The following is a 19896-nucleotide window of genomic DNA, read 5'->3' on the forward strand; positions in this document are numbered from 1 at the left end:
CTTTCGTCGGCTTCAACCGGCCGCGGCGGCGCTGCGCAGGCGGCGCACGTTCCGGACCTTACTCCGGACCGCGTCCCCGGCGGGGGTGACGTCCTTGACGAAATCGCCGAGGTATTTGATGGCGCGCCTGCCCTCCGGCAAGATGTCGGCGGCCAACGGGAAGTCGTGGATCTGCCCGTCCCACAGGTGCAGATCGCATCGGACCCCGCTGGCTTCCAGGCGCTTCGCCATCAGTTCCGCGTCGGCGAGCAACAATTCGTCCGAGCTCGCGTGAATGGTCACCGGCGGCAACGACGACAGGTCGGCATCCACGGGCGAGGCGACCGTGGACTCGCCCCGGCCCTCCACCGCCCGGGCGTCGCCGAGGTACTTAGCGAACCGCGAGAACGCGCTGCGGGTGAACATCGAGCACTTGCGGGCGTTGCGGTGCTTGAGTTTTCGTGCCGGGTCCGTGTCCGTGAACGGCGAGATGGTCGCGACCCCGGCCGGCTCCATGATGTCCTCGCCAATCGCCGACAGCGTGGTCATGAACGCCAGGTATCCGCCGGCCGAGTCGCCGGCCACGACGATCCGGTCGCCGTCGTAGCCGCGGTCCTGCAGCCATCGCAGGCCGCTGATGCCATCGTCGATGGCGTCGGTGATCTGATGTGCGGGCAACTTCCGGTAGGCGACGGCGAGCACGGCGGCGTCGGCCTCCTTGGACAGGCGGGTCACCATCGAGCGGTGCGTGTTGAGGCCGCAGGTGAGGAACGCGCCGCCGTGCAGGTACAGGATCGCCCGGTCCCCCGAGACGCCGGGAGCGCGAACCCACTCCGCGGCGCAGTGCTCGAGACGCACCGGTTCGGTGTTCGCCGCGGAGCCCAGACGGGGAAACATCCCGGCAAAACTGTCGACGTACTCCAGCGGCCAGTGCAGGTTGGGCGTCATGGCCCAGGCGCGGACCGCGTTCTTCACGATGAGCCGGCTGGCGAGCGAGACGGCGACCGACTGGGGGCTATGCCGATGGTGCATGCGCCGCGTCGTCGCCACGCTCGGCAGTATGCGGGTCGGATCGATTGTGCTCACTGTGTCATCAACTCCTAAGTGGACACCGGGTACCCGGCATACCGGTCGATCCAGCGCTCAGCAAACGTCGCGTAGGTCACTGTTTGCCATCGGCAGAGATGGGTACCACCCGTTGATCGTCGATCGCCGCCGTCGCGCGCCCAGAATGGGTCCGGACCGGCTGTGGCCGGGGCCGCCGCGTGGCCCAAGATACGAGCGATGACACACGCAGAGCATCCGGGCCCGTTGCTGGCCGACCGGGTCGCGGTCGTGACCGGCGGCGGGGGCGGCATCGGCGCGGCCACCGCGCGGCTTTTCGCACGCCACGGCGCGCACGTCGTGATCGCCGATATCGACGGCGAGCTGGGGGGCGCGACCGCCGACGCGATCACGGCGGCCGGCGGATCCGCGCGGGCGGTCGTCACCGACGTCCGGGCGCCGGACCAGGTCACCGGCCTGGCCCGGACGGTGCTCGACGCGCACGGGCGCGTCGACGTGCTAGTCAACAACGTGGGCCACTGGCTGCGCCACCCCGGAAACTTCGTCGACACCGACCCGCGGCTCTGGGATGAGCTCTACCGGATCAACCTCCACCACGCCTTCCTGCTCACCCGGGCGTTCCTGCCCGCCATGGTGGACCGGCACGCCGGTGCGATCGTGAACGTCTCGTCGGTCGAGGGGCTGCGCGGCTACCCGGAGGATCCGGTGTATGCCGCGTTCAAGACGGGGCTGATCGGCTTCACCCGCAGCCTCGCCGTGCAGGTGGGCAACCACGGCGTGCGGGTCAACGCGATCGCCCCCGACGTCACCGAGTCCCTTCAAGTGCCCTACTCGCAGTGGCTGTCGCCCGAGGAGCACACCCAATGGCCGCGGTGGGTGCCGGTCGGGCGGATGGGCCGGCCCGAGGATCAGGCCCGTGTGATCCTTTTTCTGGCCTCGGACCTGTCGTCGTTCGTCACGGGCCACACCATCGCGACCGATGGCGGAACGGGCGCGGCCGGCGGATGGTTCCGCTCGTCACGCCGGCCGGGCCGCGGGTGGACGAATCGGCCGGTCGACCCCTGAGACTCCTTGGCAAACCGCCGGCTTCCTCAAAGCGCTTGCGCGGGACGGAATCTGGCTTGATCGTCGATGATCGTCACCGGGATGCCGTTGAGCACCCCGTTGCCGGACGGCTGGTCGACGAACGTCGGCGGGGACAGCACGTTGGTGTTCGCGCCCGGTGAGCCGTTGGCCACCGTCATGCGGGTGCCCGGCTTGCCGTGTCCCCAGCCGTGGGGCATCGAGACCACGCCCGGCTTGATGGCGTCGGTGATCTCCACGGGAACCCTGATCTCGCCGGCCTGCGATTTCACCGTCACGATGTCGTTGTCGGCGACGCCGCACCGGGCCGCATCGTCGGGGTGGATCAGCAACGTGCACCGGTCCTTTCCCTTCATCAGCGCGGGCACGTTGTGCAGCCAGGTGTTGTTCGAGCGCAGGTGCCGGCGGCTCACCAGGACCAGCGGTTCGGCGGGGCGCTCCATGCGCGCGGCCAGCCGGGGCAGGTCGTCGAGCAGGTACTGCGGTGCGAGCCGGATCTTCTTGTCGGCGGTGCCGAGGATGTCGGGCAGCTGGGGGACCATGGGCCCGAAGTCGATTCCGTTCGGGTTGGCCTTGAGCGTGTCCAGCGTGAGCCCGCCCGGGTTCTTGCCGTACTGGTCGCCGAAGGGCCCGGTACGCAGGGTGAGGTCGAGCATCCGCTCCGGCCCGCCGTGCTCGTAGTACTTGCGGATCTCCGCGCCGTCGAGCCCGCGGGTGAAGGCCAGGTAATCGAAGAAGCCGTCGTCGATCGCCGCAACGTCGACGTCCTCGGCGGGCGTGCCGGTGCACAGTCCGGTCAGCCGGATCAGGATCTCCCATTCGTGCGGGCGATCGCCCGGATCGAACACGGGCGCCGAGTAATTCGCGATGCTGTGAATCGCGAAGAGCAGGATCAGATCGTCGTGATGCGGCTGCTCCAGCGGCGACAGTCCGGGCAGGATCACATCAGCGTGCCGCGTGGTCTCGTTGAGCCAAAGGTCAACGGAGATCATCGCCTCCAGCATCGGCAGCACTTCGTCGAGCTTGTCGCCGCCGGGGGTGGACAGCACCGGGTTGCCCGCGACCGTGATGAGCGCCTTGAGTTGGCCGTCGCCCGGGGTGGCGATCTCTTCGGCCATGCACGACACCGGCGCCTGGCCGAGAACTTCCTTGGCGCCGCGCACGCGGGTGTGCCAGCGGCCGAATTCCGGTGCGCCGCCCTCCAATCCGGGCAGGGGCTGCGTGGTGATCGACCAGGCGGCCGGCCTGGGGAACATGGCGCCGCCGGGGGTGTCGAAATGACCGGTCAGGATGTTGACCACGTCGACGAGCCAGCTGGCGAGGCTGCCGAATTCCTGGTTGCACAACCCGATTCGTCCGTAGACCACCGATTTGTCGGTGCCGGCGAGTTCGCGGGCCAGCCGGCGGATCCGGTCTTCGCCGATGCCGGTGACGGCGCCGACGCGTTCCGGTGGCCAGTCCGCGACGGCCCGCCGCAGGGTGTCCAGCCCATCGAGGTGGCCGGCGAGGTGCGGACAGGGACGGGCGAGGCCTTCGGCGAAGAGGGTGTGCGCGACCGCCAGCAACAGCGCCGCGTCGGTCCCGGGCACGATGGGAAGCCACTCGTCGGCGCGCGCGGCGGTCGGGGTGCGCACCGGGTCGATCACGATGACCTTGCCGCGCTTGCGGATCGCGTCGATCAGGCCCATCACGTTGGGCGCTGCCAGCAGTGAGCCCTGCGACGCGGCGGGATTGGCGCCCATGATGACCAGCAGGTCCGTGCGTTCGATGTCGGGCACCGGGAAGTTCCACCAGAGTCCGTACATCAGGTGCGAGGACAGGTTCTTCGGCCATTGGTCGACCGTGCCCGGCGAGTAGGTGATCGGCATCCCGGACATGCCCATCAACACGCCCGCGTAGCGGGCGAGCGAGAACGAGTGCGCCAGCGGGTTACCGGTGTAGGCGGTCACCGCGCCGATTCCGTATTTGTCGATCACCGGCGTCAGCAACTCGGTGCAGCGCCGGAACGCCGCGTCCCAGCTGACCTCCTGCCACTGACCGTCGACCTTGATCATCGGCTCGCGGATGCGGTCCGGGTCGTCGTGCAGGGCGGCCAGCGATGTGCCCTTGGGGCACAGGTGCCCGCGGCTCCAGACGTCGTCGCGGTTGCCCCTGATGCCGGTGACACGGCCGTCATCGACCTGAATTTCCAAGCCGCACATAGCTTCACACAACGGGCAGGTGCGCAGGTGCCTACCGTCTTCGCCGGGTTTCATCCACCCACTGTATTGCGCTACCGCCCGTAGCGGAAGTGGTGACAGCGGCGGTGGCCCGGACACCACGTGACCGGGCCACCGCCGGCTGTCGCTACTGTTCGGCCTTCTGGCGAGCTTCGTTGATATCGGCGGCCTTTCGGGCGCTTTCGGCCTCGGCCTCCTTCTGGGCGGCCTCGCGCTGCGCATCGGCCTTGTCCTGTTGGGCCTGGCCTTCGCGCATCAGGTCGTCGCGTCCGGCGACCGCCCCGGCGACTTCCTTCACCTTGCCCTTGACGCCCTCGACGACGCCTTCGATGGCTTCCTCGGGACCGCTCTTGTCCGACATACGTACTCCCCTCCTTGTCGAGCGTCTTGCTCAGCGTTTATTGCCCAGCCGGTCGGTTCCCAAAACCTTCGACGGGAGTCGCCTTCGCCACAGCGCCGACGCGTCGGGCGGTCGCCGCGCAAGGACCGCCGGCCGTTGTATTTAATTCCCTTGCGGTTCAGGGTGTTTGACAATGCCCGGCCGAGACGACGCCGGAATGTCCCGGCCGTATCGGTTACGCTGAGGCCCGATATCGCTGCACCCCGGTCAGCGGCGGGAGGAACCATAACAGTGGAAACGTGGGAACTGGTGGCCCGTGAGCAGATCCGAGACACCTTGGCGCGCTACAACTGGTCCGGCGACGCGGGCGCGCTCGACGGCCTCGCGGAGACGTTCTGTCCGGACGGCGTGCTCGAGATCCGCGGGTTCGACCCGCTGCGCGGGCGATCGGCGATCGCGGAATTCCTGGGCGGCGTCACCGGAAAGGTCGCCGTCGACGCCAACGTCACTGCCGACGTCACTGGCGGCGTCAAACCGATTGTGCGCCATAACGTCGCGAACGTGTTGTTCACCGAAGTGACACCGGGCGAGGCGCGCGTCAAGTCGTACTTCACCGTCGTCACCCACATCGGGCTCGACCATTGCGGCCGCTACCGGGACGTCCTGGTGCCCGAGGGTGGCGCCTGGCTGATCAAGCACCGGCAGGTGTCCACCGACTGGGCAGCGCCCGACTCGGCGATGGCCCGCTAGCCCTCGCAGAACGCGGTCCCGATCCGCGTCCGGCGCAATGTTTGCCGGAAGCCCCGCAGTGGCTATAGAAAGACCGTCACGCAACAAATCGCGGTCGCCCCGATCGTGGATCCCCCACGAGCGTTGGGATGACCGATGGTCATGTGACCAGCGGTCAGAGCCGCACACAGGAGACGAGCGGGTATGCAGCGACTCAGTGGGCTAGACGCGTTCTTTCTGTACCTCGAATCACCGACTCAGCCGCTGAACGTTTGCTGCGTCCTGGAGCTCGACCCCGCGGCCATGCCCGGCGGCTACGATTTCGCGCGCTTTCGTGAGGCGCTCGCGGAGCGGGTGGACGCCGTCCCGGAATTCCGTCTGAAGCTGGCCGATAACCAACTGAACTTCGACCATCCGGTCTGGGTGGACGACGACCGGTTCGATCTGGGACGCCACCTGCACCGGGTCGCGCTGCCCTCGCCGGGCGGGCGCGAAGAACTGGCGGAAATCTGCGGTCACGTCGCCGGCCTGGCGCTCGATCGCGATCGTCCGCTGTGGGAAATGTGGGTGATCGAAGGGCTGCGTGGCGGGGACGCGCTGTCCGTCGTCCTCAAGGCCCACCACGCGGTGGTCGACGGTGTGGGCGGAGCCAACCTGCTCGCGCAATTGTGCGGCCCCACCCCCGACGGCCCGCCGCCGCCGGAACCGGCCGCCCGCGCCGGCGCGGCGAACCCATTGCAGATCGCCGCCGGCGGTCTGATCGGGGCGGCGTTGCGACCGTGGCGCCTGGCGCGGGTGGTGCCTGCCACGGCACTGACGCTGGCGCAAACGGTCCTGCGCGCCCGCGGCGGCGGCCACACGATGGCGGCCCCGTTCGCGGCGCCGCCCACGGCGTTCAACGGCCGCTTCACCCGACGCCGCAACATCGCCCTGGCGAGCGTGGACCTCGAGGACGTCAAGACCGTCAAACAGCGGTTCGGGGTGACCGTCAACGACGTGGTGACGGCGATGTGCGCGGGGGCGCTGCGGCAGTACCTTCTGGACCGCGACGCCCTGCCGGACATTCCGATGGTCGCCAGCGTGCCGGTGTCCGTCCGCGGCAAGTCATCTCGACCGGGCCGCAATCAGATGACCTGGATGCTCTGCCGGCTGGAAACCCACATCGCCGACCCCGCCGAACGCCTCACCCGCATCGCCGGCGGGAACGCCGCGGCCAAGGACCACGCCGCCGCGATGGGGCCGACCCTGCTGCAGGACTGGACGCAAGTGGCCGGGCAGACCATGTTCGGCGCCGCGATGAAGCTGCTGCCCCGCATACCGCTGCCCGAGAAGCCGCCGCACAACCTGGTGATGTCGAACGTGGCCGGGCCGCGAGACCAGCTCTACTTCTTGGGTTGCCGGCTCGACGCGATGTACCCGCTCGGTCCGATCATCGCCGGCGCCGGGCTCAACATCACCGTGATGTCGCTGGGCCGCCGTCTCGGCGTCGGCATCATTTCCTGCCCCGACCTCGTGGCCGACCTCTGGGACCTGGCCGACGCCTTCCCCGTCGCCCTCAAAGAGCTGATGAATGCGAGCGCGCCGGTCCGCGGCCGAACCTGACGCCGCCCGTTCAGCGGAACCCCATCCCCCCTCGGCGCCGCGGCATGGCAGGGTGACACCCGTGGCAGACACTTCTCGACAGCCTCTCGCAGAGCAAGACCTGCGTGAAATCGGCACGGAAAAAGGCGCTTTGCGCTACTACGACACTGGGGTCAGCGGGGCCCCCGATTCCGCACCGGTGCTGCTGTTCCTGCACGGGTCCGGGCCCGGGGTCACCGGGTGGCGCAACTTCCGCGGGGTGCTGCCGGCCTTCGCCGAGCGATTCCGCTGCCTGATCCTCGAATTCCCCGGGTTCGGGGTCAGCGACGACTTCGGCGGACACCCGATGGTCACCGCGTTCGGCACCGTCGCGCCCTTGCTGGACGCGCTCGGCGTCGCCAAGGTGCACATCGTGGGCAACTCGATGGGCGGCGGTGTGGGCATCAACTTCGCCACCCACAATCCCGAGCGCGTCGGTCGGCTGGTGACCATCGGCGGGATCGGCACCAACATCTTCAGCCCCAGCCCCAGCGAGGGCATCCGGCTGCTGCAGGAATTCGTCGAGGACCCGACGCGCCAGCGCCTGGTCGACTGGCTCAAGTCGATGGTCTACGACCAGGGGCTGGTCACCGAGCAGCTGATCGAGGAGCGCTGGCAGCTGGCCACCGACCCCGACACCCTGGCCGCGGCGCGGCGCATGTACGGCAAGGCGGCGTTCGCCGGGATGAACGCCGCGCTGGCCGCCTCCGACCGGCCGCTGCCGTGGGCGACCATGCACAAGCTCACCGCGCCCACCCTGCTGACCTGGGGACGCGACGACCGGGTGAGCCCGCCCGACATGGCCCTGATCCCGATGCGCACCATTCCCAACGCGGAGCTGCACATCTTCCCGAACTCGGGGCATTGGGCGATGATCGAGGCCAAGGAGGCCTTCGAAAGCACTGTGCTGGCGTTCCTTTCGCGCGGCTAGCGCGGGACCGTCCTCAATCCACCTCTCCCCCGGCGCCCAATGTCGGTGCCGGTGCACCCGCCAGGCCCGCGGTGAGCAAGGCGTGGGCCCCGGGATTGCCATCGAGGACGCGGCTCGTACGCTTGGTGATCCGCCAACGGTTCTCGATGCGCCGCAACTCGAAATGGTTTGCCGTGCAGCGCCATACGCGATAACTCTCGCCGTCACGCACGAGAACCAGCGATTCGCTGACCGCCACCGCCGAATCTCCCGCGACCGTCACGACCGCCGGTCCGACGAAGTGGCAGCAACCACCACCCACCAGCTTCTGATGGGAGGCCGAGCTGACCATGTCGCGCACGTCGGCCCGGCTGTGCATCTGCCAACCCTCGACGTCGTAGCCGCCATCGGTCGCCCAGAGCCGCGCCGCGGCGTCGGCGTCCCCCGCGTCCACCGCCGGACCGTAGGACGCGATCAATCGGGCGATATCGCGTTCGTCCTCGAGTCGGCACAGCCGCGTCAACAGTTCGTCGGCGTCGATCACCGCTGATCTCCTTCCAGTTCACCGAGCGCATCATTTCCGGCCCAGGAGTTCCTGCACGGCTCTGTGCGCGCCCAACACGATCGCGGCACGGTCCGGGCCGCTGCCCCGGTGCACCGCGGCCGCGTTGCCGCCCGCGATGAACACCGGGCCGTTGGCCAGGTTCTCCAACCCCTCGCGGGCCACGTCGGCCGGTTCGGACACCGACAGCCCCGGCACGTCGAAGTTCAGGCCGGCCCGGGCCATGGCCGGCGTGCGGGTCACGCCCAGCACCAGTTCCAGCACATCGACGCCGTGCTCGCGCAGCTCCAGCCACAGGCTCTCGGCGAAGAGGCGGCTGAAGGCCTTCACGCCGGTGTAGACCGATTGGCGCATCGAACCGTGGGTCGCCGCCATCGAGCCGACCACCAAAATGCCGCCCCGGCCGCGGGACCGCATCGGCCGCGCAAAGTGCTGCACGAGTTGCAGCATCCGCGTCACGTTGAGGTCGATCACCCGGCCGAAGTCGCTGAGCTCGGCGTCCAAAAACGGCTCGCTGCAGGTGTTGGCGCCGGCGTTGTAGATCAACAGGCCGACCTCGATGTCCGCGGTCTGCGCGGTGATTCGCGCGACCGCGTCGGGGTCCAGCAGGTCTATGGCCAACGTGCGCACCTGTGCGCCGATCTCGCGGCACTGCCGCGCCGTGTCCTCCAGCGGTCCCGGCTTGCGAGCGATCAGCACCAGATCGAACCCGTCACCGGCCAATTGCTGTGCGAACTCGGCGCCCACCCCTTCCGAGCCGCCGGCGATCACCGCCCACGGCCCGTACTTCGCGATGTCGGTCACGGATCCTCCTATCTCTGGGTGGCGCCCGCGTCGACGGGCAAGGTGATCGCGGTGATGTAGCGCGCCTCATCGGAGGCGAGGAACAGCGCGGCGTTGGCGACGTCGACGGGGTCGATCCACGGCACCGCGAGCATGTTCATCGAACGCGCGGCGTCGGCGAATTCGGCACGCGTGGGCGGGCGGTCCAGGTCCGGGCGAAAGGCGCTGCTGACGACGTCGTTCTGGATCATTGGTGTGTCGACGTTGGTCGGGTTGACGCAGTTGACCCGGACATGGTGCGGCGCAAGCTCGTTGGCCAACGAGCGCATCAAGCCGACCACGCCGTGTTTGGCGGCCGTGTAGTGCGCGACCCCGACCAGGCCGCGCAGCCCGGCGATCGAGCTCGTCAGGATCACCGACCCGGCGCCGCGCGCGATGAGGTGGGGCGCGCCGGCGCGGCAGGTGTGCCAGACCCCGGTGAGGTTGACGTCCAGCATGGTGCGCCAGGCGTTTTCGTCCAGCTCGACCGCCATGCCGCGCGACGTGATTCCCGCGGTCGCGCACACCACGTCCAATCCGCCGAACCGTGCGGCGCCGCGGTCGGTGGCGGCCTGCATGCCGGCGAGGTCGCGCACGTCGACGATCTCGGTGTGCACCCGGCCGCCGGCCTCGCGGACCAGCGATGCGGTGGTGTCGAGGTCGTCTGGCGTGCTGTGCGGCACGAGCACCGTGTCGATCGGGCCGCACACGTCCAACGCCACGATGTCGGCGCCCTCCTGGGCGAAGCGCACCGCCTGCGCGCGACCGATCCCCCGCGCCGCGCCGGTGATCAGGGCGACCTTGCCTTCGAGTCGCCCGCCGCGCGCCGCCCTCATGTCGTCTTCTGGGTCAGACCGGCGTCGACGACGAGCTGGGTGCCGGTGATGTAGCGGGCCTCATCCGAGGCCAGGAACAGCACGGCGTTGGCGATGTCGACGGGCTCGACCCACGGCACCGGAAGCAGGTTGCGGGCCCGCAGCACCTCGGCGGCGTCGGCCTCCGTCGGGTTTTCCAGGTCCGGTCGCAGCCGCCGAAAAGTGGCCTCGTTGAGCACCATTGGGGTCGCGACGGGGCCTGGGTGCACGGTGTTGACCCGAATGCCGCGGGGCCCGAGCTCGTTGGCCAGCGTGCGGGCCAACCCCACCACTGCATGCTTGCTGGCGGTGTAGTGGGCGATGTTGGGCAGGCCGCGAAGGCCGCTGGTGGAGCTGATGATGACGACGGAGCCGCCGTCACTACCGATATGCGGCACCCCGGCGCTGACGGTGTGCCAGACGCCGGTGAGGTTGATGTCCAGCGTGCGCTGCCATACCAGCGGGTCCAGTTCCCACGACGGTGCGCCCGGCAGGTGGACGCCGGCGTTGGCGACGATGGTGTCGAGGCGGCCCAGCTCGGCGACGCCGGCATCGATGGCGGCGGTGACGGCCCCGAGGTCGGTGACGTCGGCCAGCCCGGTCACGCAGCGCCGACCGCGATCGGCGACTTTCTCTGCGGTGTCGGCCAACTCGTCGGCCACGGCCGGGGCGTCCAGCGCGATCACGTCGGCGCCCTCGTCGGCGAACCGCTGGCAATGCACCCGGCCGGTTCCCTTGGCGGCGCCGGTGACGACGACGACCGTGTCCCGTAAACCCGTCATCGTTCGATGAGATCGAAGCCGCGGTAGCCGGCGTCGGCGACCTCGGCGCAGATGTCGTTATAGGTCGCGAAGCCCCCGACGAACAGCATGAAACCCCGGGGCTTTCCCGGCACGTTCGCGCCCATGTACCACGAGTTCGCCTTGGTGAACAGCGTCGTCTCGGCCCGACGGGCGCATTCGGCGCCCCAGCCGTCCACGCTGTCGACGCCTGCTTCGATCGCGGCGTAACCGTGCTCGTCCAGGAACGCGATGGCGTCGGCGATCCAGTTCACCTGGGCTTCGGCGTGCAGCACCATGTTCGCCAGCACGGCGGGCGCTCCCGGGCCCGAGATCAGGAACAGGTTGGGGAAGCCGTCGACGCCCAGCCCCAAGTAGGTGCGGGGTCCGTGCGCCCAGTCGTCGCGCAGGGCGGTGCCGCGGCGCCCGACGATATCGATCCGGCCCAGCGCCCCGGTCATCGCGTCGAAACCCGTTGCCAGCACGATCATGTCGACGTCGTAGTGGGCTTTGGTTTTGTCAATCCCGGTCGTGTTGATGCCGGTGGTGTCGACGGATTCGATGGGGGTGGCGCGGACGCTGACCAGCGACACGTTCGGGCGGTTGAAGGTCTGAAAATAGTTGCTGTCGGTGCAGATTCGCTTGGTGCCGATGGGATGGTCGTTGGGGATCAGGAGGTCGGCGACGGCCGGATCCTCGATCACGGCCCGAACCTTCTCCTCGTAGAATCGGCGGGCCTCTTCGTTGGCCTCCAGATCGGTCATCTGGTCCGGGAAGGTCTTCGAGAACAGCACACCGCCGAGCTGCCAACGCTTTTCGAACGCCGCTCGGCGCTCCTCGGGCGTGAATTCCATGGTGGGCTTCGGCGCGGTGATGTGGGGTGAGCCGCCGCCGCTGCGCCACGACAGCGCGCGCCGCTGGGCATATTCCGCCTTGATTTCGTCGAGCTCTTCGGCCGACAGCGGCCTGTTGCCCGCCGGCACGCTGTAGTTGGGTGTGCGCTGAAAGACGTAGAGGTGTGCGGCCCGCTCGGCGATGATCGGAATCGATTGAATGCCGGAGGATCCGGTGCCGATCACGGCCACCCGCTTGCCCGTGAAGTCGACGGGGTCCTGCGGCCAGTGCGCGGTGTGGTAGATCTCGCCGGCGAAGGTGTCCAGGCCGTCGAAGTCCGGGGTCAACGCGGCCGACAACGGACCGGTGGCCATCACGCAGAACCGCGCCGAGATCGTCTGGCCGGCATCGGTGGTGATCGTCCAGCGCAGCGTCGCCTCGTCGAGCCTCGCGGACACCACGCGGGTGCGCAGCGCGATGTCGCGGCGCAGGTCGAGTTTGTCGGCGACCCAATTCAGGTACGCCAGGATCTCGGCCTGAGTGGCGTAGCGTTCGGTCCAGTTCCATTCCTGCTGCAGTTCGTCGGAGAACGAGTAGCAGTAGTCGACGCTCTCGACGTCGCAGCGCGCGCCGGGATACCGGTTGTAGTACCAGGTCCCGCCGAGCTCGGGCGCGCCTTCCAGGACTCGCACCGAAAGCCCCTGGCCGCGCAGCTTGTGCAGGGCGTACAGGCCGGCGAACCCCGCGCCGACCACGACCACATCGAGAGCCTGTTCGCCGGGATCGTTCACAACCAGTCACGGTAAGGCCTGCGGGATCGCGCGCCGCTCCCCCTCCCGGTCACCGGACGCCGGGGGCGCATTTTCCCGGCCACCGGGCAGCTGGGTTCGTCCTGCCGTCTGGATCCTCACGATCGGCGGATGCCGCAAATCGCGCGCGTCGACGTCGAGCTGGACGGTCGACGCCATCATTTGTGCTGGCCCCACGGGCAGACGCTGGTCGAGACATTGCTCGAGGCGGGCATCGCCGTGCCCCACTCGTGCCGGGAGGGCCGTTGCGGCTCGTGCGTGGCGACCGTGGTCGCGGGCGAGGTCGACATGGTTGCGTGCGACGTGTTGGACGCCGACGATCTCGAGGAGGGCCTGATTCTGGCCTGCCAGGCGCGGCCCGCGGGCACCGACGTTCATGTCGAATTTTGACCGCGTTGTGTCCGCTCATCGGGATTTACTTTGGGACGGGTCGGGACTGCGGTAGACCATTACTAAGCACCCACACGTAAGGACAACGATATGAGCGACCGGGTACTGGACCGGGTAGTGGCCATGGCCGATCAGCTGCGCGAACAGGCCGCGGAGGCCGAGCAACTCGGCCGGCTCACCGACGACACCGTCAAGCTGATGAAGGGCGCCGGTCTGATCCGGCTGCTGCAGACCAAGCAGTACCAGGGTTTCGAGGTCCACCCCCGCGAGTTCGCCGAGACGACGATGGCCACCGCGGCGCTCGATCCCGCGGCGGGCTGGATCGTCGGCGTGGTGGGCGTGCACCCCTACCAGCTCGCCTACGCCGACCCGAAGGTGGCCGCCGAGATCTGGGCCGACGACGTCGACACCTGGATGGCGTCGCCGTACGCGCCGCAGGGCGTGGCCAAACCGGTCGACGGCGGCTACCTGTTCAACGGGCGCTGGCAGTTCAGTTCGGGCACCGACCATTGCGACTGGATCATCCTGGGCGCCATGCTCGGCGACGAGAAGGGCATCCCGTTGATGCCGCCGCAAATGCTGCACATGATCCTGCCGCGCAAGGACTACGAGATCGTCGAGGACTCGTGGAATGTGGTGGGGCTGCGCGGAACCGGCTCCAAGGACGTCATCGTCAAAGACGCGTTCGTCCCGACCTACCGGACCATGGACGCGGCGAAGGTGATGGACGGCACCGCCCAGCGCGAGGCCGGCATGACCGAACCGCTGTACCTGATGCCGTGGTCGACGATGTTCCCGCTCGGCATTTCCGCGGCCACCATCGGCATCGCCGAGGGGGCGCTGGCCGCGCACCTCGATTACCAGCGCGGCCGGGTGGGCGCCACCGGGACCGCGATCAAGGACGACCCCTACGTGATGCACGCGATCGGCGAGGCCGCCGCCGACATCAACGCCGCCCGCCAGGAGCTGCTGGCCAACGCCGACCGCATCTACGACATGGTCGCCGCGGGCAAGGAGGTGTCGTTCGCCGACCGCGCGGCCGGGCGCCGCACGCAGGTTCGCGCGGTGTGGCGCGCGGTCTCCGCCGTCGACGAGATCTTCGCCCGCTCCGGCGGCAACGCGGCCCGGATGGACAAACCGCTGCAACGGTATTGGCGTGACGTGCACGTCGGCCAGATGCATGCCATCCATGTGCCCGGCACCACGTACCACGCCGCGGCGCTGAGTTCGATCGGCATCGACCCGCCCGAAGGCCCGCTGCGGGCCTTGATCTGAGGGGTTTTCAATGTCTGACCTGAAAAGCCTTGGCTACATCACGGTTTCGACCTCAGATATCGAGCGTTGGCGCCATTTCGCGTTCGGTGTGCTGGGATTCGCCGAAGGGAAAGGACCCGACGAGTCCGCGCTGTACTTGCGGATGGACGAACGCGCGGCGCGGATCATCGTCGTCCCCGGCGACGTTGACCGGGTGATCACGGTCGGCTGGGAGGTGCGTGACCACCAGGCGCTGCAACGGGTCAAGGCCGCCCTGGACGGCGCCGGTGTCGGTTTCAAGGAATTGTCCGTCCAGGAGGCCGACGCCCGCCGCGTCGAAGAGGTGATCACCTTCGAGGATCCGGCCGGCACCACGCTGGAGGTGTTCCACAGCGCGGTGCTCGACCACAGCCCGGTGATCACCCCGTTCGGCGCGAAGTTCGTGACGGGCGACCAGGGTCTGGGCCACGTGGTCGTGCCGGCGACCGACTTCAACGGCGTCGTCGACTTCTACACCGAGGTCCTCGGTTTCCGGTCTCGTGGCGCGTTCCGGGTGCCGCTGCCCGCCGAGTTCGGCCCGATCCGGGTGCGGTTCCTCGGCATCAACGCGCGCCATCACAGCCTGGCGATCTGCCCCGCCGCCCAGCAGCGCGACCCCGGGCTGGTGCACGTCATGGTGGAGGTGGACACCCTCGACGCCGTCGGCCAGGCGCTCGACCGCGTCAACGCCGATGGCTTCACCGTCGCGTCCACGCTGGGCCGGCACACCAACGACAAGATGGTGTCCTTCTACGTCCGCGCGCCCGGCGACTGGGACATCGAATTCGGCACCGACGGGATGCGGGTCGACGAAACGTATTACACCGCAGAGGAAATCACCGCCGACAGCTATTGGGGCCACGAGTGGATTCCGGAACCACCCGCGGCCATGCGCATGTGATCGCCGAATCTGACGTGACGCCGGTGGCGGCGTCGTCGATCACGTCGTGGGACGCCGAGGCCGACGTCGTCATCGCCGGCTATGGGATCGCAGGCGCCGCGGCGGCGGTGGAAGCCGCCCGGTCCGGCGCCGACGTCCTGGTGCTCGAGCGCACCGGATCCTGGGGCGGTGCGGCATCGATGGCGGGCGGATTCATCTACCTCGGGGGCGGCACGCCGCTGCAAAAGGCTTGTGGCTTCGACGATTCCGTCGACAACATGGCGGCGTTCCTCAACGTGGCTATGGGCCCCGGCGCCGACGAGGCGAGGATCGCCGACTATTGCGCCGGCAGCGTCGCCCACTTCGACTGGCTGGTGGGCTGCGGCGTCCCGTTCAAGGCGGAGTTCTTCTCCGAGCCGGGCTGGGAGCCGATGGGCGACCAGGGGTTGATGTACAGCGGCGGCGAAAACTCCTACCCGTTCAACACGATCGCCTCCCCCGCCCCGCGCGGGCACGTCCCGCAGATGCAGAACAAGAAGCAGGGCGAAGCGAGCGCGGGCTACATGCTGATGAAGCCCCTCGTCGAAACGGCCACCGCCGCCGGGGCGCGGGCCCTCTACGACGTGCGGGTGCAGCGGCTGATCACCGAATCCGACGGCCGGGTGGTGGGCATCTGCGCCCGCCAGTACGGGAACGACATGACCATCCGGGCGCGCCGCGGGGTCGTGCTCGCCACCGGCAGTTTCGCCTACAACGACGCGATGGTGGCGCGCTACGCGCCCCGCATCGCGGGGCGGCCGGCCGCGTCGATCGAGCAGCACGACGGGCAGGCGATCCGGATGGCGCAGGCGCTGGGCGCCGACCTGGCGCACATGGACGCCACCGAGGTCGCGATCTTCGTCGACCCCCAGCAGCTGGTGCGCGGCATCCTGGTCAACGGGCGCGGTCAGCGCTACGTCGCCGAGGACACCTATCCGGGCCGGATCGGCCAGCTCACGCTGTACCAGCAGGACAACGTCGCGTACCTGATCATCGACGGTGACGCACAGGAGGAGGCGGAGGCCTCGTGGTCGCCGAAGCTGATGCTTCGCCCGGCGACCTGGGTGGCCGACACCGTCGCGGACCTCGAGCGCGACATGGGCCTGCCGCCCGGTTCGCTGCAGGCCACCGTGGCGGCCTACAACGCGGGCGCCGCGCGCGGCGAGGATCCGCTGCTGCACAAGAAATCCGAGTGGATCAAGCCGATCGGATCGCCGGTCGGCGCGATCGACCTGCGGGAAAGCACCGGCGGCTTCACCCTGGGCGGGCTGGCGACCACGCTGGCCGCCGAGGTGCTGCACGTCAGCGGCGCGCCCATACCCGGGCTGTTCGCCGCCGGCCGGTGCACCGCCGGCCTGGCCGCGTGGGGCTACGCCAGCGGCGTCTCGCTCGGTGACGGCAGTTTCTACGGCCGCCGCGCCGGGCGCTCGGCCGCCAAGGCCTGAATTACTCCCGCGAGCAGACACAAAAGCACCCGCACGCCCGGCGTGTCGGGGGCTTTTGCGTCTGTTCGGCGAGATTCGCGACACGTGCCCTGAGCGTTGTGACAGCGACCACAAGGGTATGGTAGAACTATATTCCTAATAGGAATATGCCAGCCAGGAGGACATATGGCCGCGCCCGTCGAAACCCCCACCGCGGTGATCGACCGCATCTCGCTGGTCCTCGATGCGTTCGACGGCCCGGGGCGGCTGACGCTGGCGCAGATTGTGCGGCGCACCGGCTTGCCGCGCTCGTCGGCGCACCGGATGCTCGAGCGATTGGTTCAGCTCCGGTGGCTGCGCCGCAGCGGCCGTGACTACGAGCTCGGCATGCGGCTCGTTGAGCTCGGCTCGCTGGCCGTGCACCAGGATCGTCTGGTGCGCGCGGCAACCCCGCTGTTGGCGGAATTGCACCGGGCCACCGGGCTCGTCGTTCACCTGGCGGTGCTGGACGGCTCCGACGTCGTCTACCTCGACAAGGTCGGCGACCGCATGATCGGCGCAATCCCCACCCGGGTCGGAGGCCGTCAACCGGCCCACTGCACCGCCGTCGGCAAGGCGATCTTGGCCTATCGCGACGAGCAGACCGACATCGATCTGGGGACTCGCCTGACTCGATACTCGATTTCCCGCCCTTCGCAACTGGCAGCGGAACTGGCCAAGGTCAGGGCGCACGGCGTCGCCTTCGAACGCGAGGAATCCCTGCTCGGGTTCGGTTGTGTCGCAGCCCCTATCGGCGGACCCGGTGAGGCCCAGGACGTCATGGCCGCCGTGTCGGTGTGCGGTCCGTTGAATCGCGTGACGCTCGACCAGCGGCTTGCCGCTCCGGTGCGAATGACCGCGATGGGCATCTGGCGCAACGTGGAGGGCGGCCCGCAGCGGGTTGCTCCGACGCTGCAACCACTGCGGCCGTTGCTGCCCATGCGGCCGCAGCATCCGGTGCCCACGCAGCGACCCGCCCTGCAATACGCGTGAGTCTCGACCCCCAGATCGCTGCGATCATCGAGCAATTGGATAGTGGGTTTCCACCCGTTCACGAGATGAGCGGCGCCGAGGCCCGAGCGCTCATCCGGTCCAGGATGGTGCCCGCGGCGCAACCCGAACCCGTCGCCGAGGTCGCCGATCGCCTCATCGAGGGTCAGGGCGGCCCGATCCCCGTCCGGGTCTACCGGCCCGAAGCGGACGGACCACTCCCCCTCGTCGTGTATGCCCACGGCGGCGGGTTCGTGTTCTGCGACCTGGACAGTCACGACGGCCTGTGCCGCAATCTCGCCAACCTTGTTCCCGCCGTTGTTGTTTCGGTCGACTATCGGTTGGCGCCGGAGAACTCCTGGCCGGCGGCCGCCGAAGACGTGTACACCGCGACGTGCTGGGCCCACGACAATGCCGCCTCGCTCGGGGCCGACCCCGGACGCCTGGTCGTGGGCGGCGACAGCGCCGGCGGCAATCTGGCCGCGGTGACCGCGATCATGTCTCGCGACCGTGGCGGCCCGGCTCCGGCAGCGCAGCTGCTGCTGTACCCGGTGATTGCGGCCGATTTCGACGCGGAGTCCTACCGGCTGTTCGGCCGGGGCTACTACAACCCCGAGCCGGCGCTGCGGTGGTACTGGGACTGTTATGTGCCGTCGTGCGACGACCGTGCGCACCCTTATGCCACGCCGCTGAACGCCGACCTGCGTGGGCTGCCGCCCGCCGTGGTGGTGATTGCCGGCCACGATCCGCTGCGCGACGAGGGATTGGCCTTCGCCGCCGCGCTCGAAACGGCCGGCGTGCCCACGGTGGGATTGCGTTACGAGGGCGGGATCCATGGGTTCATGACGATGCCGACCCTCGACATCGCGCACCGGGCGCGCACCGAGGCGACCGCCGCCCTAACCGATCTGTTGCGCCGGTAGTTCGTTGGCGGGCAACGCCTCCGCCGCACCGTAGCGTTGCCGCGGATCGAGCACGCAATGGGTCCGCCCGAACACGGTGACCATGCACTTGTTGTTGTGAGTGCACCGGCTGCGTGCGGCCGGATCGGCGATCATGGCGGAGACCAGGCCGGGTTCGCGGAGCAGCGCCCGCCCCATCGCCACGAAATCGAAGCCTTCGCGCATCCCGGTCTCGACGTGCTCGCGATTGGTGATGCCCCCCAGCAGGATCAGCTTGGTGTTGCGCATGACCGGGACGAACTGGCGGGCATTCTCCAGCATGTAGAGGTCGCGGTAGGGGTAGTCGCCCATCGCCCATTTTCCGATGAAGCGGATCCCGGTGCGCATCGGCTGCGGCATGACCCGGGCGAATTCCTTGACCGGGACGTCGCCGCGAAATAGATACATTGGCTTGAAAACCGAAGAGCCCTGGGTCAATTCGATCGCATCCAGCACGGCGTCGGCATCGAGCAGCGCCGCGGTGCGCAGCGCTTCGTCGACCCAGATGCTGCCGGGTACGCCGTCGTCCATGTCAAGCTTGGCCGTCACCGCGATGCGGTCCCCGATCTCGTCGCGCACCCGCCGGGCGATCTGGCGGCAGAACCGTGACCGGTTGTCGATGTCGCCGCCGTACTCATCCTTGCGCCGGTTGATCAACGGACTCAAAAACGAGCTCGGCAGGTACAGGTGGCCGAAATGCAGTTCCACGGCGTCGAAGCCCGCGTCGGCCGCCACCCGGGCGGCGGCGCCGAACTGGTCGATCACCCGGGCGATCTCGGCACGGGTGATCTCGCGGCAATAACCCATCGACGCGGGATTGATGAACCTGCTCGGCGCCATGGGCGTGACGCCGGTCAGCTTCTTCTGCGCCACCACGCCGGCGTGACCCAGCTGGGCCGAGATCGCGGCCCCGTCGTGGTGGACCGCGTCGGTCAGCTTCCGCAGACCCGGGAGGGCAGCCGCGCTCATCAGGATCTGTCCGGGTGCGCTGGCACCCTCGGGGGCCACACAGCAATACGCCACGGTCGTCATGCCGACGCCGCCGCGCGCGAAGGCGCGGTGGAAGTCGATCAGATCATCGGTAACCAGGCCCCGCGGCGATCGGCCTTCGGACGTCGCAGCCTTGATCACCCTGTTGCGCAGCGTCACCGGCCCGAGGACGGCGGGGGCGAAGGGGTCGGGCTGCGCGGCGTTCATCCGGCCACCCTTACCTCGCACCCGGAGACGGTCAACGGGAGGTTCCCGGTGGTCGGGAGCCCGCCACGCCGCCGCGCACCGATGCCCTACGGTCGGCT

The 19896-nt window shown here is 68.9% G+C and carries 19 protein-coding genes; 10 read left to right on the forward strand and 9 right to left on the reverse strand.

The features are described 5' to 3' along the window. Nucleotides 1-12: 12 nt before the first annotated feature. On the reverse strand, nt 13-1011 hold the full coding sequence (locus K883_RS21880; protein ID WP_170320595.1) for an alpha/beta hydrolase: 999 nt from the start codon (nt 1009-1011) through the stop codon (nt 13-15). A 252-nt stretch (nt 1012-1263) separates the two neighbouring features. Here K883_RS21880 and K883_RS21885 point away from each other — a divergent pair, with 252 nt between their 5' ends. Continuing rightward, entirely contained in the window at nt 1264-2109 is an 846-nt protein-coding gene (locus K883_RS21885; protein WP_008257206.1) for an SDR family NAD(P)-dependent oxidoreductase, read from the forward strand. 26 nt (nt 2110-2135) lie between these two features. On the opposite strand, the gene K883_RS21890 is transcribed toward K883_RS21885, so the two are convergent. Both K883_RS21890 and K883_RS21895 read right to left on the reverse strand, forming a co-directional pair. Then, the gene (locus K883_RS21890) at nt 2136-4382 is read right to left on the reverse strand and encodes a molybdopterin-dependent oxidoreductase (RefSeq protein ID WP_036428919.1); all 2247 of its coding nucleotides are present in this window, start codon (nt 4380-4382) and stop codon (nt 2136-2138) included. Between the two features lie 91 nt (nt 4383-4473). Continuing rightward, nucleotides 4474-4707 carry a microaggregate-binding protein 1 gene (locus tag K883_RS21895; protein ID WP_008257209.1) on the reverse strand — a complete coding sequence of 78 codons (234 nt, stop codon included), beginning with the start codon at nt 4705-4707 and terminating at the stop codon, nt 4474-4476. 270 nt (nt 4708-4977) lie between these two features. On the opposite strand from K883_RS21895, the gene K883_RS21900 reads away from it, so the two are divergent. From K883_RS21900 to K883_RS21910, 3 genes are all read left to right on the forward strand, one after another. Beyond that, entirely contained in the window at nt 4978-5436 is a 459-nt protein-coding gene (locus K883_RS21900) for a nuclear transport factor 2 family protein (RefSeq protein WP_008257211.1), read from the forward strand. 183 nt (nt 5437-5619) lie between these two features. Continuing rightward, entirely contained in the window at nt 5620-7017 is a 1398-nt protein-coding gene (locus tag K883_RS21905; RefSeq protein WP_008257213.1) for a WS/DGAT/MGAT family O-acyltransferase, read from the forward strand. Nucleotides 7018-7069: 52 nt separating this feature from the next. Then, nucleotides 7070-7966, forward strand: coding sequence for an alpha/beta fold hydrolase (locus K883_RS21910; protein WP_369798922.1), 897 nt, complete (start codon nt 7070-7072; stop codon nt 7964-7966). Nucleotides 7967-7979: 13 nt separating this feature from the next. On the opposite strand, the gene K883_RS21915 is transcribed toward K883_RS21910, so the two are convergent. From K883_RS21915 to K883_RS21935, 5 genes are read right to left on the reverse strand one after another with little or no spacing between them, the layout of a single operon-like run. Further along, nucleotides 7980-8489 (reverse strand): nuclear transport factor 2 family protein, encoded by a 510-nt coding sequence (locus K883_RS21915; protein ID WP_036455829.1) that lies wholly within the window; start codon nt 8487-8489, stop codon nt 7980-7982. Between the two features lie 30 nt (nt 8490-8519). Beyond that, nucleotides 8520-9311 (reverse strand): SDR family NAD(P)-dependent oxidoreductase, encoded by a 792-nt coding sequence (locus K883_RS21920; protein ID WP_036455831.1) that lies wholly within the window; start codon nt 9309-9311, stop codon nt 8520-8522. Nucleotides 9312-9319: 8 nt separating this feature from the next. Further along, entirely contained in the window at nt 9320-10165 is an 846-nt protein-coding gene (locus K883_RS21925; RefSeq protein ID WP_036455833.1) for a mycofactocin-coupled SDR family oxidoreductase, read from the reverse strand. After that, nucleotides 10162-10965, reverse strand: a complete 804-nt coding sequence (locus tag K883_RS21930; RefSeq protein WP_036455835.1) for a mycofactocin-coupled SDR family oxidoreductase — start codon at nt 10963-10965, stop codon at nt 10162-10164. The genes K883_RS21925 and K883_RS21930 overlap by 4 nt, the downstream gene beginning before the upstream one ends. Beyond that, complete coding sequence (locus K883_RS21935) at nt 10962-12587, reverse strand: flavin-containing monooxygenase (protein WP_020822667.1); 1626 nt, start codon at nt 12585-12587, stop codon at nt 10962-10964. The genes K883_RS21930 and K883_RS21935 overlap by 4 nt, the downstream gene beginning before the upstream one ends. 129 nt (nt 12588-12716) lie before the next feature. Between K883_RS21935 and K883_RS21940 the strand changes: the two genes are divergently transcribed. The 6 genes from K883_RS21940 to K883_RS21965 all read left to right on the forward strand — a co-directional run bounded on the left by K883_RS21940 (nt 12717) and on the right by K883_RS21965 (nt 18583). After that, nucleotides 12717-12995: a 2Fe-2S iron-sulfur cluster-binding protein gene (locus K883_RS21940; RefSeq protein WP_020822668.1), complete on the forward strand. Its 279-nt coding sequence runs from the start codon at nt 12717-12719 to the stop codon at nt 12993-12995. 90 nt (nt 12996-13085) lie between these two features. Continuing rightward, nucleotides 13086-14270, forward strand: a complete 1185-nt coding sequence (locus tag K883_RS21945; protein WP_014384844.1) for an acyl-CoA dehydrogenase family protein — start codon at nt 13086-13088, stop codon at nt 14268-14270. 10 nt (nt 14271-14280) lie between these two features. Continuing rightward, entirely contained in the window at nt 14281-15189 is a 909-nt protein-coding gene (gene bphC, locus K883_RS21950) for a biphenyl-2,3-diol 1,2-dioxygenase (protein WP_036455837.1), read from the forward strand. Then, nucleotides 15153-16652, forward strand: coding sequence for an FAD-dependent oxidoreductase (locus K883_RS21955; RefSeq protein WP_051701178.1), 1500 nt, complete (start codon nt 15153-15155; stop codon nt 16650-16652). Before bphC ends, K883_RS21955 begins: the two co-directional genes overlap by 37 nt. Nucleotides 16653-16817: 165 nt before the next feature. Beyond that, nucleotides 16818-17663 carry an IclR family transcriptional regulator gene (locus K883_RS21960; RefSeq protein WP_008257242.1) on the forward strand — a complete coding sequence of 282 codons (846 nt, stop codon included), beginning with the start codon at nt 16818-16820 and terminating at the stop codon, nt 17661-17663. Next, nucleotides 17660-18583 carry an alpha/beta hydrolase gene (locus K883_RS21965; protein ID WP_036455839.1) on the forward strand — a complete coding sequence of 308 codons (924 nt, stop codon included), beginning with the start codon at nt 17660-17662 and terminating at the stop codon, nt 18581-18583. The genes K883_RS21960 and K883_RS21965 overlap by 4 nt, the downstream gene beginning before the upstream one ends. On the opposite strand, the gene K883_RS21970 is transcribed toward K883_RS21965, so the two are convergent. Then, nucleotides 18560-19798 carry an NADH:flavin oxidoreductase gene (locus tag K883_RS21970; RefSeq protein ID WP_036455841.1) on the reverse strand — a complete coding sequence of 413 codons (1239 nt, stop codon included), beginning with the start codon at nt 19796-19798 and terminating at the stop codon, nt 18560-18562. The two genes, K883_RS21965 and K883_RS21970, sit on opposite strands and share 24 nt — an antisense overlap. Nucleotides 19799-19896: the final 98 nt, after the last annotated feature.

It is taken from the genome of Mycobacterium sp. TKK-01-0059, assembly GCF_000709305.1.
In the GTDB taxonomy this organism is placed as follows: domain Bacteria; phylum Actinomycetota; class Actinomycetes; order Mycobacteriales; family Mycobacteriaceae; genus Mycobacterium; species Mycobacterium intracellulare.

What these genes read in the sequence shown, in the direction of transcription:
- K883_RS21880 (WP_170320595.1), bottom strand. Translation starts at nt 1,011, where the DNA reads ATGCACCATCGGCATAGCCCCCAGTCGGTCGCCGTCTCGCTCGCCAGC.
- K883_RS21885 (WP_008257206.1), top strand. Translation starts at nt 1,264, where the DNA reads ATGACACACGCAGAGCATCCGGGCCCGTTGCTGGCCGACCGGGTCGCG.
- K883_RS21890 (WP_036428919.1), bottom strand. Translation starts at nt 4,382, where the DNA reads ATGAAACCCGGCGAAGACGGTAGGCACCTGCGCACCTGCCCGTTGTGT.
- K883_RS21895 (WP_008257209.1), bottom strand. Translation starts at nt 4,707, where the DNA reads ATGTCGGACAAGAGCGGTCCCGAGGAAGCCATCGAAGGCGTCGTCGAG.
- K883_RS21905 (WP_008257213.1), top strand. Translation starts at nt 5,620, where the DNA reads ATGCAGCGACTCAGTGGGCTAGACGCGTTCTTTCTGTACCTCGAATCA.
- K883_RS21925 (WP_036455833.1), bottom strand. Translation starts at nt 10,165, where the DNA reads ATGAGGGCGGCGCGCGGCGGGCGACTCGAAGGCAAGGTCGCCCTGATC.
- K883_RS21930 (WP_036455835.1), bottom strand. Translation starts at nt 10,965, where the DNA reads ATGACGGGTTTACGGGACACGGTCGTCGTCGTCACCGGCGCCGCCAAG.
- K883_RS21940 (WP_020822668.1), top strand. Translation starts at nt 12,717, where the DNA reads ATGCCGCAAATCGCGCGCGTCGACGTCGAGCTGGACGGTCGACGCCAT.
- K883_RS21945 (WP_014384844.1), top strand. Translation starts at nt 13,086, where the DNA reads ATGAGCGACCGGGTACTGGACCGGGTAGTGGCCATGGCCGATCAGCTG.
- bphC (WP_036455837.1), top strand. Translation starts at nt 14,281, where the DNA reads ATGTCTGACCTGAAAAGCCTTGGCTACATCACGGTTTCGACCTCAGAT.
- K883_RS21960 (WP_008257242.1), top strand. Translation starts at nt 16,818, where the DNA reads ATGGCCGCGCCCGTCGAAACCCCCACCGCGGTGATCGACCGCATCTCG.
- K883_RS21970 (WP_036455841.1), bottom strand. Translation starts at nt 19,798, where the DNA reads ATGAACGCCGCGCAGCCCGACCCCTTCGCCCCCGCCGTCCTCGGGCCG.